Genomic DNA, 16,047 nt, shown 5'->3' on the forward strand with positions numbered 1-16,047 from the left:
GTTGGTGGCTGCGGCCTTCTTTTTCTCCCAGCTAGCCTTGCCACCAAGGCGACCCCTATCGGCATCGTGTGCTGAGCACCTTCGGAGACCCGAGCTAGTCCCGCTCTGATCGACCTCTATTCCTAAGAGAAAGCTTGTAGAATACAGGTGATAAAAGGATTGCATATTCAGTACTAAATTGGTGACGTTGCAAGTGCTTATAACCATAATTATCACCGCGTTGTTTCTTGTCTTGGCGACATTATTTATAAACGTAAAAGCCACTTTTCTGATCGCAGGTTATAACACGATGTCCCCAGAAGAAAAAGCAAAATACGATATAGTCTCCCTTTCTAAATTCATGGGAAAAGTTCTGTTTGCTATATCGGGCAGTCTATTGCTGCTACTACTAGGACAGATCGTGAGCTCTGCCGGGCTTGCGATTGCCAGCACCATCTTGGTTGTAGCTATAAGTCTGTTTGCTGTGATATATATCATCACAGGAAATAGATTCAAAATAGACAAGACCACAACGCACCCATGACGGGGCGTTCGCGTAAAGGTACCGCGGTACTTCGCTTGGTGCTTTGAAAGCAGGATCACGTCGCTGAATACAAAAATAGCGTCTATGCGGGCACCTTTTTATGCCAATTCCTACTGAACTAGGCGGTCACTGGGAGACCATTTGCTGATGTCTAGCTCGCTGTGCTCAACCACATCGAATGGCGAGTCGGATGGTGTGTTGCCTTCTTGAAACTCGAAATCGGCTTGGACCCATGTATCGTCGATCAACACCTCAGCTCGCTGGGCAGAATCGTCATGATAGGCACTTCGTTCTCCGCGCCAGTAGAGGACTGATTCCGCCGACTCTTGCGTGCCGATGGTGATCGTTGAATATAGGTCTTCAGTGCTGGGTGAAATATCATACTCATTGATCTCGACGTCGAGGTCGTCTCCAGCCTGAATAATCCGAAACCCAGGTAGTCCTTGGAGCTGACAGGCATCGGATGCGTGGCTATTAGTCACTACGAGCGTTGCTGCGCGGGCGCCTGTGGCAGCGTCCCATCCTTCAATCGTCATATCCAGCGCAGAAGCCTTGCACTCTGGTGCTGCCTGAGTGGGTTGGGTTGCTGGTGTTCTCGCGGCTGGTTCGCTTGGTGCAGGTTGCTGTGGCCTGGACTCTTCTGCGTCTTTTCTTAGGGGCCAGTCGCCGGCATCGATACGCGCCTGCAAGGCATCGGGGACCGGTCTAGGCAACGAAGCCCAAACGGTGCCAATGCCAATAACAACGACAAGCCCAGCAACGGCAACGATTTGAATGCTTGATGCTGCTTTCTCACGCTCGAGATACTGCTCTTCCCCTTCACCTTGCAACATCTTTGCTGCGATCCTTGCACCCACGAGCAGCAGGATCAATTGCATCGGCGGCGCCAGCAGATACGTCAGAGGAAGAAACGGCGCAGAGATGGACACCGTCGCTACGCTGACGATCGCCTGCACTGCTAGGGCCGCGCCCCACGAGTCTCGGTCCCGCCCATGCTGGCGTCGAAGCCATGCCCACAGCATGATGTGCACGGTGGTGAGCCCCAAGACCACGACCAATGACACCGTTGGCACGCTCCAATTGATGACCCCGCTCAATAATGCCCACCACGGGATCAGCACACCGGCGGCGAGGCCGACACATAGGATCGTATTGAGTAGGGCTCGCGACCATCCACGTGGACGTCCAGCAAAGCTTGCCCAACGGATCGGGCGGGCCAGTATCAGCAGGATAATGCCGACGGTACCTGTCAGTAGTGCACCAATGGTGATGGGAACATATGGCGCCCGTAGGTCGTAGATCGGATCTGCGCAGTCAAACTCGTCGCAGGCCCAGGGCTCGGCTGGAAGGCCTCTGACATGCACACTTGCCGCGCAAAGTACTATGAACGCTGCAATGATCAATAATGTGCCAGCAATGCCCCACATGTGTCGCCGTAGGAGCCGAACTTGCTGCACCAAGACCTCCAGTTATTCACAGCAGAGCGCGATATGCGCCAAATATCAGTGAAAGCAAGATGCTATTTGGGTTGTACAGCCAGGACAACTACAGCCGTGGATGTTTCGTGAAAGTGCCCATTCATCTCAACCTGGCAGATAGAGCGGACGCCTCGGCCTTTCGTAGTTTCGGTTTTGCGGCAAGGCCCTGGATATCCGGGGGGTGGTTCGCCCCCGAATCATGTTTATGCATGACCAGCGTATGTCACGATGTATATATGTGCTTCAGAGACAGGTACCAGAAGAAGCACCATGGGTTCGGTCCGGTAGCCCTGTACCTAGGCCTTCCGCTGTTAACGCTGGTCATCCCTGTGATCGCCTTGGTGACTGGCGCGCGAAGGCGGCGGCTCAACGAAGAAGGAATGTCCATTTCCGAGTTCGGGTGGGGCAATATGCTCTGGGTCTGGCTGATACTGCTGGCCTTTATCTATCTGGTGTACATTCCGTTTCTCGCGCCCGTGATGGAACGACGCCGCCAACGTAAGCCCAATAGGCACATCGGGGCAGACCCGAAAGACAGCTGAAAGGACCGGTGGAAAGCATGGCTGAGAACAACAACGTGCAAGGGTATTTCGGACCAGTTTTAGGTAAGAAAGCTGCACGCATCACCGTACTGATCGTTGCGCTGGTATTTGCCGGCGGGTTCTGGCTCCTCACCGAAGCAGGAGTGATCGAGCCAGGCCCGGTAGTGGCCATCATTGGGGTCGTGCTCTTCGTCATTATTGCGTTCCCGCTCGGGATGCTCGTCGGCGGTTGGTCTGACAAAAAGATCAACCCCGACGAATAGCGGATGCTACGCCGCAACGCCTAACCAGCAGAATATTACGGCGTTCGTTTAGCTCAAGATCCTTGCGTTAGCCGTGGCGTCCAAGGCTAGTCTCGACCGGCACCTCGAACCGGTATAGTACTGGTTCGCCATTACTGAGACCGATAAAGATCGGCCTACCCACCGGTGTCCATCCGGCGTTCCACGCTTCGTTGGTTACTTCTTCCTCGAGAACACCATGCCGTTCACCTCGCTGGTACAGCGACAGGATACGTTTCGCTTCGGTTTGGTCCGTCGCTTTAATATCTATTGGGATATTGGGCATGACCCGATTTTATCGCGCAGTTGTTCAGTGTCCAGGCTGGCTGGCGATAAACATCGTCACGCCATGAGCGGCCGATGATAGATCAACGTCGTGCTCGTCACCGGGCAGGTAGACGCCGGTCCCGGGGGAGACGTCCACGACCTCACCATTGGAGCTCAGCTGCCCCGAGCCATGCGTGCACACCACAACATGTGGCGCCCCAGCGGCGATACGCATACCCGAGTCGGCAGGTACGTCATAACGGTTGAGCTCAAAGTCTTCTACCGGTGGATCAAACTGGGTGACGAGTACGTTTTCGTGGTGTTTCACGGTGGGAGACAAAAGCGGTGGTCGGCTGGGCGAATAGCTGACCACGCGATCCAGTTCATCGATATCGATGTGTTTGACGGTGAGCCCGCCGCGGATGACGTTATCCGAGGTGGCCATGATCTCGAGCCCAAGTCCCGAAACATAGGCGTGGATGGTCCCATCAGGCACGAAGATAGCTTCGCCCGGTGCCAAGTGCGTCAAGTTCATGAGCAGTGTAACCAACGCACCGGGATCATCCGGGTGGATGTGTGCCGCGGCCAAAGCGTTGCGGAGGTTTTCATCATCGACGTCGGCTGCTTCGACCGCGGTGAAGATGGCTTGGGTCCACCCTGCAGGTTGCCAGAACGGCCCGTCGGTGTCGACGAGTTGACCAAAGACGTCTTTCAGCTTGCCCTGTGCCAACTGACGCGCCATGGTCTGTAGCGTCGCGGTGAGCGCGGCGTCATCGACCAACTGCGCAAGGGTGGTAAACGTCTCGGCTGATGCCTTTGGGTCACGGAATCCTGCCAGCGCTGTGAAATCGGTGAGCGCCACCAGCATTTCGGGTTTGTGATTTGCGTCCCGGTAGGTCCGCTCGGGGTCATCCAGTGGTATGCCCGCCGCGTTTTCGGCCGCGAAGCCGGCCTGTGCTTGGGCGATGGTTGGGTGCGCTTGAATCGACAGGGGCTGTTCGGCTGCCAGTAATTTGACCAGGTAGGGCAGATCCGCCAAATCGGCCAGGCTCCGGCCGTCGTCCAGACGGGTCGGTGTGGTGGGATGGGTGCCAAACCACATCTCAGCCTGCGGGGTGGTGGTCCGTGGTGCGCCGGTGAGATCGGCAAGCAGCGTGGTCGATCCCCACGCATAGTCCTTGATCGGGGCGCTCAGCCGATATAGCGCTTGGGTCGAACCGGACGGGTCACGATTGGTCAAATGATTGGCCTTTCTGTTCGTGATGGAGTCTAGCCCGGATGGCATTGGTGGTTGGTTTCGGCGGCTTCGCTCAGCAGGTTTTCTTGTCCGGTGTCTTCGGCCCACATCAGGTATTCCTCGGTGATTTCACTACCGTCGGGCTGGGTCGGCACCGGCTCCCAACCCGCGGACGGATCTTGCTCGGTTTCTGCCAGGTACATGCCCAGGGTCGGTTGCAGCAGGTGCGCAGACGGCGGGGTGCCGTCCTCGGCGAGCATTTCATCGACCCGCTGGTGTACCTCATCGAAGTCAGGATACGTCGAGAACTGTTCGCCCTGATCACCGAAGTCCGGGGCACCAATCGTCAGGCGTTCCATATCTTGTCGCTGTGATTTGATCCCCAAGTTCAAGAAGCTGCCAACTTGAGACTGCGGGATGGAGGTTTCGACCATTTGTTCACCGGCACCCAGGATACCTTCGAACCTCGTGAGCAGGGTGGGTACATCGAATTGCGAGAGCATCGCCTGTTGGACACATTGTTGACGCTGGATACGCGAATAGTCGGTGGACCAGTTGCGGGAACGGGCGAAGCCCAATGCGTCGTCACCATTGAACGTATAGGTATCCGGAGCCCACCAGGCGTTACCCCATTCACCATCCGGGCGCTCGCCACGGTATGGAGTCCACCCGCCGGTGGTCACTTCGACGCCACCCATCGAGTCGATGAGTTCGGAGAACCCGTCCATATCGATCATGACGTAGCCGTTGACTTCCAGCCCCAAAATGCCAGAGGCCGCGTCCATCATTGCCTCGGCTCCGGGGTCTTCGGACGCGGGATACAGATTGCTGTGGTTATGCGTGACGTCGGTGTAGAGACTGTTAATGATGCACCCGTCACCACAGCTATATCCGTTGGGGTAGGCCTCCCACAGGGGTGAATCGGAAGCGAAGCGCGCGTTCTGGAAGTTGCGTGGGATCGAGAACAGCATGATCTTGCCGGTGTCGGCATTGATCGAGGCCACCGAAATGGAATCCGGACGCAGCCCCTGACGGCCTTCACCGGCGTCGGCGCCCATGATCAGAATGTTATAGCGGCCATCGGATTCATCCACGGCCGGCCCCGAACCAAAAATCGAACCCAGCGACGAAGTTGACGCATTGAGCATGAACGCACCGTAGGCCGTCGCGCCCGAGGTAACCGCCATGAGTACGACCAGCAGGATGCCAATGATGGGACGCGAGGACGGCTTCAACTTCACGAAGCGAATGATTCGGGCGGTGTCCAACCACAAAATGAACCAGCCGACCGACAGTGCAGCCAGATAGAAGATTCCGATGCTTTGAACGAATTGGTTGAACGCTAACGATACGATGAAGTCTCGGGCCACAAAGGCCCCGATGATGGCCAGCACGATGAGCGACCAGTTGAGCAACGTGACGGTCAGTCCGATGCGTCCCAGCCGACGATTCCCTGTGACGGATTGTGCGCCGCCGGGTACCAGTGTGGTCAGCCCGATGAGGAGCAATGCACGTTTGGCACGCTGGGCGAAGGTGCCGTCGGTCGGATCAGTGATCGGGTCCTTGGCGCCACCGCTATATTCTAAGCGGCGCAGTCGTTCATTGAGTTCTCGGCGGATCTGCCGCTCGGATTTGCCTGCGGTACGCGTTGAAGTGTTCGTCACTGCTACTCGATATGGGTCGGGGGAAGTTTGTTATGCAACCGAATCAGACAGTTTAGCTGCTCTCGGGCTGTGCGAGCCGCTTTTTGAGGTTTTGGCCTTTTGCTTGTGCTTGGTCCTTGAGGTCTGCCGAGAATGTGGTGAGCGCTTCGCGTAGGCGTAGCGCATCGTCATCGGTGTTGGCAGCCAACATTTTCACGGCCAGGAGCCCGGCGTTTCGTGCGCCGTTGATCGACACGGTCGCCACAGGCACCCCGGCGGGCATTTGGACGATGGACAACAATGAGTCCATGCCGTCGAGGGTTTTGAGCTGAACCGGGACACCGATCACCGGCAGCGGGGTGGTGGATGCCAGCATACCCGGTAAATGTGCGGCACCACCTGCACCAGCGATGATGACTGATAATCCGCGCTCTGCGGCACTGGTGCCGTATTCGAGCATTTCCTGTGGCATACGGTGTGCCGAGACCACCTGGACTTCGTGGGGTATATCGAACTCGGCGAGTGCCTCGGCTGCTGCTAGCATGACGGGCCAGTCTGAGTCCGAGCCCATGACCACACCAACTCGCGGGGTTTGGGATAAATGCGTCACACAAAGCTCCTTCTAATAGTCGGTGGTGCCGTGGCGAATAATGTTCGCCGCGTCGATGGCAGCGTCGAGTGCCGCATCGAGGTTTCCATCGATGGCGAGCACGTTGACGTGTCCGATTTTACGCCCGGGACGCACCGATTTGCCGTAAGCATGCACCTTGGCGTGCGGGTATTTTCGCATCGCCAACGGAAACGCGCCGTAGAGATCTTCGTTTTCGGCGCCCAAATAATTCTTCATCACCGTATAGGGAACCACCGGATCCGTAGACCCCAGTGGCAGGCCGAGTACCGCGCGCAGGTGTTGTTCAAACTGGCTGGTCACCGCGCCGTCTTGGGTCCAGTGTCCGGTGTTGTGTGGTCGCATTGCCAACTCATTGATCATGAACCCGGCTTCGGAATCCGGAGTGTGGAAGAGCTCGACGGCCAGCATGCCCGTGACGCCCACCGCAGTGGCGATCGTGTCGGCAGCTGCACGAGCCGCGTGGGCGGTTGCCGTCTCCAGATTCGGTGCCGGGGCTTTCACGATGTCAGCCACACCATCGGTCTGGATGGTTTCAATTACCGGATACGTGATGGTTTCACCCGTGGTCGACCGCGCGATCTGGGCTGAGAGTTCACTGGCGAAATCGACTTTCGCCTCGACCAAGAGTGCCTGATGTGTGCCGTCGAACCAGGTGTGGGTCTGTCGGGCGTGTTCGGCTGAGTCGAGCACCCAGACGCCTTTGCCGTCGTAGCCACCGCGTGGCGTTTTCAATACGACGGGAAATCCGATCTCGTCTGCGGCGGCCACCAGTTCCTCGACCGAAGAAACTGCACGCCAGTCGGGTTGTGGCAGCTTCAGCTCGGCCATTTTCTGGCGCATCGCCAGTTTGTCTTGGGCGTAGACCAGGGCACCCGGGCCCGGGGCGAGCTGCACTCCGGCAGCCTCGAGACGCTGCAGATGCTCGGTGGGTACATGTTCATGGTCAAACGTGACGACATCGACGCTCTCGGCAAAGGCCGCGAGCGTGTCGTACTCCTTGTAATCGCCCACCGTGAAGCTGGCCGCCGTTGTTGCTGACACGTCGTCAGCTTCGGCGAGCACATGTAATTTCACGCCAAGATTGATCGCGACCGGAGCCATCATGCGGGCTAACTGGCCACCGCCTACTACACCTACTGTTGGAAAACTCACCCTTCTACAGTAGCTTGCTTTCGCTGATGGCGTGGGTGGCTGGTGGCACGCGACACGCTCCGTGCGGTGACGAGCAGTCTCGTGGGTCAAATGGCCGGATCATTGCCGTGTTCAGGCAATTATCAGGTTCGAGGGGTTAGAGTATCTACGACCTAAACGCCACCGTCAACGCCACGTAAGGAGGAGCGATGCTCAAAAACCTACGGGATCGCATCGTCGCCCTCGTGCACCTTCTGTGGCGTGAAATGGCCAAATTTGGTGTCGTCGGTGGGATCGGCTTCTTTATTGATACCGGTATTTTTGTATGGCTCATCACCGGTCCGATGGAAGATTCCGCGGTGAAAGCCAAAGTCGTCGCAACCGCGGTGGCCACCGTCTTTTCCTGGGTGGCCAACCGCTACTGGACGTTCCGCAACCGTCGCCAATCAAATGTCATGCGCGAGCTCGTGCTGTTTCTCGTGATGAACGGCATTGGTGCGGGTATTCAGGCCGCGTTCGTGTTCCTCGCCAAATATGTCCTGGATGTCACCTCGGCCGGTGGCATGGTGCTCTTTGGCAACGTGATCGGTTTGGGTTTTGCCACCATCTTCCGGTTTATCTCCTACCGGCTGTGGGTCTTTACCGAGGCCATCGAGGCCGATCCAGCCGCGGCACACGACCGCGAGGTCTTCACGGGCGCCATCCCGCAGGTCGATGACGAACCCCGCAACGAATCCAGAAACTAGCGCGTACCGTTAGTCGAGACGTTCCGTGTCGATGATCCGCGCCCGCTGTGCCGCATCGGCGCCTTCCACGAGTACAACTGGTTGACTGCGCCGCCATGCCTCAATGATGGCCCACCAGATCGCAGTATCAAGTCGTTGATCTTGTGCATCGAGGACCACCCCGCCACGTCGCACGTCGACCGATAATGGATGATCGGCTTGTGTCGCGGCGTTGCCAATGAGATCGGGGACCGGCAGCAACGCTTGGTCTGCGTGGGACAGCACCTCGTCATCAACATCGACCAGCGCCGCATCGACAGTCTGGTGATGCGTCACAAAAATTTCTGCCGCATGCGCCATATGAGCATCGGGACGGTCCGTGAGAATAGCTGTCGCGTCTGCCGGCTCAGCGGTGCAGGTCAGATCGCACCAGGCAGCCCCGAGCATCAGCGCCACCGATCGCCAGGTCACCGGCAGATCGACGAAGAGCTCATCGGGTGTGGCAATGCCGTAGGAGTCGATGAGGTGTGTGGTTTTGGTGGCCCAGTTGACGGCCACCCTGCCCGACAGCTCGGTGCGTTCCTGGCCCGAATAGTGGATAATCGCCGGACGGGCGGAACCCGCGAGATGTGCGATCAGGTCGGATCCGGGCTCCAGGGGGTCATTGGAGGGCGTGGGTGCCAGTGAAATCATGATGTCCTTTTGACTGCAACAAGGTTGCTTCCTATGCTTACCATTTCGTCGTATTACCGCAGGTGAGATGACACAAAACCGTGTGCTGACAGACTGAATATTGACTGTGAATTGTCTGGCAGGCGCTTGTTTGGCCCGTTCTGAGCTTGACTAAAGACGAGTTACAACGGTGTAATTAGGAAGCAGTACAATAGATTACTCACCGTGACGAGATGCCGTGTTGATGGCAGTATAACTTGTTGCCGGGCATGCTGAGTGCCCGATGGGAATTTCAGGAAGGGACCTATGGACAATGCACAACGGACGGAGCATTCCGTTCGCGAGAGCCAATCCGTAACTCGTAACGGACGAGAAGTTCCTGTTGACTGGTTTGTTGATCCAGTCGATCCCAGCGCCGGACAGGATGTCGCCACGCTCGATGACCGAGCCACCGCCTACCTCGCCGCTCATGACGCGCTTGCCGATAGTGCTTCCGATGACGCTCCAGCTGCCACGGTCACTGCACTGCACCCCGGCATCACCGCTGAGCCTGAAGTTCAGCCACTGAGCGACCTCTGGGAAGCGCTGCCTGGATTTGGCGACACCGCCGATGACGGTCAACTTGCCTGGCAGGCCGATGCCCTGTGTGCCCAGACCGACCCGGAAGCATTCTTCCCGGAAAAAGGCGGTTCCACACGCGACGCCAAGAAAGTCTGCGGTGCATGCCCCGTGAAACAGCAGTGCTTGGAATACGCGCTCTCCAACGACGAGCGTTTTGGCATTTGGGGTGGCATGTCGGAACGCGAGCGTCGTCGACTACGCAAGAAATCTTCATAACTGGTGGCGAACTACCACATCACCGGGATATTCGTTCTTGAACATCCCGCCGACGCTACCACCGAGGTATTCACGTCCGCGCTCAATGGACAGGTCGGACTCGATACCGCGGTGGTAGTGACCCCTGACACGGTAGAACAAGCTGTACTCGATAACCTAGACCGGCTCATGGCCCGGCACGGACTGGAACCACACCACATCGTTCGGGACCACCAGAGTGCACTCGCAGACCAGCTCACCGATGTGGTCGCAGCATCCCAAGAAACCGCTCGGACAACCGACGCGCAATCGTGGATGTGGTTCCTCACCGACGACACCGTCGTCACCGACACCACACTGGCCAACCAGCTCAAGGCCGTAGAGATTTCTCCGTCGGTCGCCATCGCCGGGGCCAAACAACTTTCCGACAGGCGCCTACTCAACGTGGGCTTGACCGTCGCCCACAACGGTGACGTGCTGTCGATGATCGAACCCGGCGAACTCGACCAGGGCCAATACGACCACCGCACCGACACCTTCGCGGTCTCGCTACCCGGCATGCTCGTGAAATCCGACGTCTGGGATGCTCTGGGCGGCTTCGATCCGCTCACCCCGAATCTGGTTGGCACCGTGGACCTGTGCTGGCGCGCACGTCTGGCAGGCCACCGGGTCGCCGTCGTCGCAGCAGCACAAGTCCAGCACGATACCCCGCCTGCAGAACCCGCCGTCTCCGACGCCTGGGCTGCAGCACGCTGGCTGCGGCTCAAACACACCGGTTTCTTCGCAATGCTTGGCGGCTGGCTCTGGGGATTCTTCGCTGCACTCGGGCTGGTCATCGCCGGACTGTTCGTCAAAGACCCCGCCACCGGTGCTGCGCAAGCCGGCGGCGTCATGCGAACCCTGACCCGACCGCTCGCCCTGCAACGCTCGCGCAAGACGGCAGCCGCGACCCGGACCAGGCCCCATGACACCGTCGACGAGTTGCGTCCTTCCCGCGCCAGAGTGCGAGACTACCGCCGCTCGGTACTCGAAGTCTCCGAACCCGACCGAGTCATCGGTGACGGAACCGGTAGTTCGCTCACTCCGCAACAAGCCACCGGTGGACACGATGATTTCGAAGAAATGGCCACCCCCGATCGCAACTGGGTCGGCATCGGCGCGGTCACCCTCGTGGTGCTCTTCGGTGCCGTCACACTGCTCGGGCTACGCCACCTTATCGGCGTCCCCGCACTTGCCGGAGGCAACCTCCTCCCCGTCAGCAACGACCTGGCCGCGATCGTGCACAAGGCCGCGAGCGGATGGGCCCAGGCCGGTGCCGGAGCCGCCGGTTACGACGGACCATTCGGATGGCTGCTCGCACTCTTCGGCTTGACCACCAATGCCTCGATGACCCTGGTGTGGCTCTGGATCCTTGCCCTGCCATTGGCCGGGCTCGGGGCCTGGGTGCTGACCGGTGCCATCACCTCTTCCAGATATCTGCGTTTTGCCGCGGGCATCGTCTGGGCTGGCGCCCCGGTGCTGCTCGTCTCTTTGACTGAAGGCCGGCTGGGTGGCCTTGTGACGCACCTGGTGTTGCCGTGGCTGGTACTGGCCCTACTGCGCGCCATCGGGTACAAAGCCGACGACATCGAACTGTTCCGCTCGCTGACACACGACCGCACCGACGACGATTCGCTGGGCCAGCGCCCGGTCCTGTTTGGCCGCAAGGCCCGAGACGCCCGGTCGACCACTTCGTTGACCGCAGCGGCCTGGCTTGCCATCCTGTTGACCGTCATCACCGCGGTCGCGCCATCGATGTTCCTACCGCTGACCGCGGGACTCATCGTCGTCATGCTGGTGTTGCGCTCTACCGCCAAAGTGCTGTGGTGGACTCCGCTGCTCGCAGCCACCACACTGTTGCCCGCGGTGATCACCCACGGTACCGATCTGCGTGCCATCTTCGCCGACCCGGGAGCCCCGGCCGGCTACGACCCCGCGCCAACGTGGCAACTCTTGCTCGGGCTACCACACAACACCGCACTCGACGCAGGACTCGCCGAACTGCCCTGGCTCGACTTCGCCAACGCGTCGCTACCCTGGGCCGGCATCTTCGTCGGCATCATCGCCATCCCCGTCCTGGTAGCAGCCATCATCGGTGCCATCGCCCCGGGCGTCGGCGGCAATCTCGCCCGCGCCGGGGTACTCACCGGATTCATCGGCCTGGCAGTAGCCACCGCAAACTCCGGATTCATCTTCGCCGTGGACCAAACCGGTGTGCCCGTCGCACTGTCGACGACCCCGGCCGTCTCACTGGCCTGGGCAGGATGGCTCATCGCAGCCATCATCGGAGTCAACTACCTGACCGTGGGCACATCCCAACGCCGCACCGGACTGGCCACCGTGAGACTGCGCGCCGGCTGGCCCGCCCGGACCGTCACCACCGCACTCGTCGTCACAGGTGTCGTGTCGACCGGTTTATGGCTGACCCCGCGCATGGTGCCCAATGAAGCGCTTACCCAGGCGCGCTCCGATGCCCTGTCCGAACGCACGGTAGCCGATGCCTTAGCCTCTACCGATGCAGAACCCGTTCCCGCAGCCGAGCCAGACGACTCGGGCGATCTGGAATCCTCCCGGGCAAGCTTGGCCCAGCCGACCGGCACATCATCGGTCACCGGTGTCCAACAGCATGCACTACCCGCCACCGCAATCGACTCGGCACTGTCCGAACTGCAAACCCGCACCTTGGTCATCACCCGAACCTCCGAAGGCATCCGCACCCACCTGGTTTCCGGGGCCGGCACCATGCTCGACGACATGACCGGCACCTGGACTTCACGCTCCGTAGCTGGCGGGCTGTTCAACCCAGAATCCGCGGGGTCCGATGACGCCGATAACGCCCTACGTACCGTCGCCGCCCAACTCACCGCCGGTGCCGACGCTGATCCACGGCCAACACTCGACGCCCTCGGCGCCGGCTACGTGGTGCTCACCGACCCATCGGGCACCGAAACCTCGCTGGCGGCTGGTATTGACGCCGCTCCCGGCATGGCTCCGGTTGGACACTCCAACGCTGGCTGGCTCTGGCGTGTGCTGCCCGAAGATGTCGAATCAGACGACGAAGACGCCACCCAAGCAGGGGTCGATGTCCTCACCGAAGACGGCGTGACCGAACCACGCGGCACCGCAACCGCCCGGGCACGCATCACCCAAGACGACCAGACCGTCGCCATCGCTGCGAGCAACGCGGACGGTTCCATCGACGTCGAATTGCCCGAAGCAGATGCACCGCGCGAACTCGTCATCGCCGAACGGGCCAACCCCGGCTTCCGGGCCTACCTCGACGGCGAAGAACTCGAAGCCACCGCATCCAACCCCGAATGGGTGCAATCCTTTGCCCTGCCCGAAACAGGCGGCAACCTGACCATGAACTACGCTCCAGCCGCGGGCAAATGGCTCTGGTGGATCCCCGGCATCCTGGCACTGATCACCCTGCTGCTTGGCATCCCCACTCGGGCTCGCCGCACCACACGGAGGGTCAATGACTGACGAAAACACCCCGGACGAAACCACCGACGAGCACACGCCCGACGAAACACCGGACCAGACAAGCTCGCACTCGGGCTCAACCGCCGCAGACAAGGGCTCGACCGCACGCGCACGCCGCCGCGAAGCAGCCTTGCGTCGCCTCGACAAAAAAGGGCCCTCCAAACGCGCCGCGGTCGTGTTTGGACTCGGTGCCGTGGCCGCCGTCGCAGCCATCACCGCCGCGGGCAGTCTCTGGGCACCCGATGCCCCCGACATGAACACCGCAGCCCAGGCCGCGCAACTGCCCGCCACCCCGACCTACAGTGTGTGCCCCGGGATGCCGATGCTGCCCGAAGGCTCCGAAGATGGCGGGGACCTCGACTTCTCACCCGACTCCTCCGACGCAGTCTCGGCACTGGCCGTCGCCGCCACATCCGATCTGGCCGGCAACATCCCGGGCATCTCCTACTACGCGACGGAAACAGACCCGGCCGAGCAACCCTCGACCACCCAAATCACCGAGTCGCTGGATGAAGAAACACAGCAGGGCCCACCGGCCACCGCCGCGACCGATGGTACCGTCGCCAATAACGCTCACTACGAAGTCATCTCCGACCCCGACGAATCCGGCCTACCCATCGCACTGGCCACCGAACCCGTCGGCGGTAGTCCGGGTACCGCGGCAGCGTCGGCACAGTATGCCGCCACCGACGGTGACCTCGCCGGTATGTCCGTGGCCGCCTGTGGATCTGCCGCCCACCAACACTGGCTCCCCGGGGCGACCACCACCACCGGCACCACCTCGGTTGTGACCGTCAGCAACCCGTCGGCAACCAACTCGACCGTCAATCTCACGGTCTATGGCGAAGACGGTCCGATTGATGCCTCCGGCGCATCCGGCATCGTCCTGGCCCCGGGCCAAACCCAATCCATGCTCGTGGCAGGTCTGGCGCCGGGCGAAAACTCAGTGGCCGTGCAAGTTTCGTCATCGGGTGGACCCGTCAGCGCAGATATTCAACAGCACCGGTTGGACGGCATCGTCCCGGCGGGCGTCGACACCCTGCAGGCGGCCACCACGGGCTCCAACGTCGTCATCCCGGGACTCACCATTGATGATGACGCCGCAGACATTGCCGACGGTTCCGGGCTCGACGGTCAAAGCCCAACTCTGCACGTGGCCTCAACCGGTTCCGCCGCCTCGGCGACCATCACCCTGCGCGGACCCGACGGCGCCGTCGATCTGCCAACAGAAGCCTCCGCTATCGAATTGGCACCGGGTGCAACCACCACGGTCGATCTGAGCGGTGTTGAACCCGGGACCTACTCGGTAGAAATCGATGCCGACGCTACCGTGGCGGCCTCCGCGACATCACTGGCATACAATCCGGCCGGCGATAACGAGGACGCCACCGGCAACACCTCGGCCATCGATACCGCCTACATGCCATCGACAGCACCCATCCGCGGCGAAACCATGGTCGCGTTACCGTCGGTGGCCGAACCGGAATCACAGCTGGTGCTTACCTCGTCCGAAGACGCCACCGTGACCATCACACCCGTGGATGCCGAGGGCCAGATGGGCGAAGAATTTACCCAAGAAATAGCAGCAGATTCCGCGGTAACCGTTGACGAAGAAGCCTCCGCATACCTGGTCGAAACCGGTTCGAACGCCGTGCATGCCGGAGTCATGGTCGACTCTTCGGCCGGAATTTCGGCCATGCCGGTCAATACCGTCAGCGAAACCGGATCTGGCTTGCCCGTACGCTTGGGATACTAAGAGCGCGTCGGTACTAGAAGTTCGGATCAATCTCAGCCATTGACTGGCCAGTCAGCGCCGCCCATTCACCGATCAATAACTCATAGAGCATCTCGGGCAACAGCGATTCGTCAATGACTCTGAGCTCAATAAATTTGCGATGCAAGGTCAACGTGACGGCGCCGGATTCGGTGAGACCGCCGGTGATCAACGGAGGAGTCGTATCCTGCTGCCACCAATCCATATCCGCAGGTGCCGTCACATATTGAATGGACGCGACCTCACCGACCTGGTCAAGAAACCAGCGATGCGCGATACCCAACGCGTGATCAAACCGGTTCGCAGCATATGTTCGCCGACCGTGCCGTTCGCGTGAAAAGAATCCAGCCACACCCCAACCATAACAACCCCACTTTCACCCGTGCTGTACACTGACCTGTTGTGGGAACTCAACGAATATGCACCAAGACCGCTTGCTCCAATCCAGCCGCAGCAACGCTGACGTTTAACTACGCGGAATCGACCGTCGTGCTCGGACCAATGTCGCAACGTGCCGAACCCCACGCCCATGATTTATGCGCCAAGCACGCCCAACAATTTACCGCTCCGGTGGGCTGGGAATTCTTGCGCCTGACAGCCGAGCTTGACGAGGACACCGATGATCTCCTCGCTGTCGCCAACGCTGTGAACGCCCCCGAGGACGAGGATGAACCCGCCGACGCGAGCTCGGGAACCATCCAGCAGGTTGATCGCTCCGTGGCACCAACCCGTCCGGAACTCATGGCCGAACAGCCGAACAATTTGCGCCTGTTGCGTCCCGAATAATATCCCGGCGACTATG

16 protein-coding genes are annotated in these 16,047 nt (G+C 60.0%); 8 read left to right on the plus strand and 8 right to left on the minus strand.

Annotated elements, in window-relative coordinates:
* The first annotated feature begins 181 nt into the window (after positions 1–181).
* Positions 182–523 carry a DUF3784 domain-containing protein gene (locus tag ACYVJT_RS03215; protein ID WP_343955701.1) on the plus strand — a complete coding sequence of 114 codons (342 nt, stop codon included), beginning with the start codon at positions 182–184 and terminating at the stop codon, positions 521–523.
* 110 nt (positions 524–633) lie between these two features.
* Here the strand turns inward: ACYVJT_RS03215 and ACYVJT_RS03220 are convergent, their stop codons facing one another.
* Positions 634–1,980 (minus strand): DUF4232 domain-containing protein, encoded by a 1,347-nt coding sequence (locus tag ACYVJT_RS03220; protein ID WP_343955700.1) that lies wholly within the window; start codon positions 1,978–1,980, stop codon positions 634–636.
* A gap of 401 nt (positions 1,981–2,381) precedes the next feature.
* On the opposite strand from ACYVJT_RS03220, the gene ACYVJT_RS03225 reads away from it, so the two are divergent.
* Positions 2,382–2,543, plus strand: a complete 162-nt coding sequence (locus ACYVJT_RS03225) for a hypothetical protein (protein WP_499418094.1) — start codon at positions 2,382–2,384, stop codon at positions 2,541–2,543.
* Between the two features lie 17 nt (positions 2,544–2,560).
* Entirely contained in the window at positions 2,561–2,806 is a 246-nt protein-coding gene (locus ACYVJT_RS03230; RefSeq protein WP_343955564.1) for a hypothetical protein, read from the plus strand.
* Between the two features lie 67 nt (positions 2,807–2,873).
* Here the strand turns inward: ACYVJT_RS03230 and ACYVJT_RS03235 are convergent, their stop codons facing one another.
* The 5 genes from ACYVJT_RS03235 to ACYVJT_RS03255 are packed head-to-tail and all read right to left on the minus strand — an operon-like array spanning position 2,874 to position 7,754.
* Positions 2,874–3,110, minus strand: a complete 237-nt coding sequence (locus tag ACYVJT_RS03235; protein WP_343955562.1) for a hypothetical protein — start codon at positions 3,108–3,110, stop codon at positions 2,874–2,876.
* A gap of 24 nt (positions 3,111–3,134) precedes the next feature.
* Complete coding sequence (manA, locus tag ACYVJT_RS03240) at positions 3,135–4,331, minus strand: mannose-6-phosphate isomerase, class I (protein WP_343955560.1); 1,197 nt, start codon at positions 4,329–4,331, stop codon at positions 3,135–3,137.
* A 29-nt stretch (positions 4,332–4,360) separates the two neighbouring features.
* Positions 4,361–5,992 carry an LCP family glycopolymer transferase gene (locus ACYVJT_RS03245; protein WP_343955558.1) on the minus strand — a complete coding sequence of 544 codons (1,632 nt, stop codon included), beginning with the start codon at positions 5,990–5,992 and terminating at the stop codon, positions 4,361–4,363.
* Between the two features lie 52 nt (positions 5,993–6,044).
* Positions 6,045–6,581 carry a 5-(carboxyamino)imidazole ribonucleotide mutase gene (purE, locus tag ACYVJT_RS03250; RefSeq protein WP_343955556.1) on the minus strand — a complete coding sequence of 179 codons (537 nt, stop codon included), beginning with the start codon at positions 6,579–6,581 and terminating at the stop codon, positions 6,045–6,047.
* 12 nt (positions 6,582–6,593) lie between these two features.
* Positions 6,594–7,754 (minus strand): 5-(carboxyamino)imidazole ribonucleotide synthase, encoded by a 1,161-nt coding sequence (locus ACYVJT_RS03255; protein ID WP_343955554.1) that lies wholly within the window; start codon positions 7,752–7,754, stop codon positions 6,594–6,596.
* A gap of 188 nt (positions 7,755–7,942) precedes the next feature.
* Between ACYVJT_RS03255 and ACYVJT_RS03260 the strand changes: the two genes are divergently transcribed.
* The gene (locus tag ACYVJT_RS03260; protein WP_343955552.1) at positions 7,943–8,479 is read left to right on the plus strand and encodes a GtrA family protein; all 537 of its coding nucleotides are present in this window, start codon (positions 7,943–7,945) and stop codon (positions 8,477–8,479) included.
* A 9-nt stretch (positions 8,480–8,488) separates the two neighbouring features.
* Here the strand turns inward: ACYVJT_RS03260 and ACYVJT_RS03265 are convergent, their stop codons facing one another.
* Complete coding sequence (locus ACYVJT_RS03265) at positions 8,489–9,151, minus strand: TIGR03089 family protein (RefSeq protein ID WP_343955550.1); 663 nt, start codon at positions 9,149–9,151, stop codon at positions 8,489–8,491.
* A 285-nt stretch (positions 9,152–9,436) separates the two neighbouring features.
* Between ACYVJT_RS03265 and ACYVJT_RS03270 the strand changes: the two genes are divergently transcribed.
* The 3 genes from ACYVJT_RS03270 to ACYVJT_RS03280 are packed head-to-tail and all read left to right on the plus strand — an operon-like array spanning position 9,437 to position 15,227.
* Positions 9,437–9,967, plus strand: a complete 531-nt coding sequence (locus ACYVJT_RS03270) for a WhiB family transcriptional regulator (RefSeq protein ID WP_343955548.1) — start codon at positions 9,437–9,439, stop codon at positions 9,965–9,967.
* Between the two features lie 3 nt (positions 9,968–9,970).
* Positions 9,971–13,471, plus strand: coding sequence for a glycosyltransferase (locus tag ACYVJT_RS03275; protein WP_343955546.1), 3,501 nt, complete (start codon positions 9,971–9,973; stop codon positions 13,469–13,471).
* Positions 13,464–15,227, plus strand: a complete 1,764-nt coding sequence (locus ACYVJT_RS03280) for a DUF5719 family protein (RefSeq protein WP_343955543.1) — start codon at positions 13,464–13,466, stop codon at positions 15,225–15,227. The genes ACYVJT_RS03275 and ACYVJT_RS03280 overlap by 8 nt, the downstream gene beginning before the upstream one ends.
* A 13-nt stretch (positions 15,228–15,240) precedes the next feature.
* Here the strand turns inward: ACYVJT_RS03280 and ACYVJT_RS03285 are convergent, their stop codons facing one another.
* The gene (locus ACYVJT_RS03285) at positions 15,241–15,597 is read right to left on the minus strand and encodes a hypothetical protein (RefSeq protein ID WP_343955541.1); all 357 of its coding nucleotides are present in this window, start codon (positions 15,595–15,597) and stop codon (positions 15,241–15,243) included.
* Positions 15,598–15,647: 50 nt separating this feature from the next.
* Between ACYVJT_RS03285 and ACYVJT_RS03290 the strand changes: the two genes are divergently transcribed.
* Positions 15,648–16,031, plus strand: a complete 384-nt coding sequence (locus ACYVJT_RS03290; RefSeq protein ID WP_343955539.1) for a DUF3499 domain-containing protein — start codon at positions 15,648–15,650, stop codon at positions 16,029–16,031.
* Positions 16,032–16,047 lie beyond the last annotated feature (16 nt).

Source organism: Yaniella soli (genome assembly GCF_054782375.1).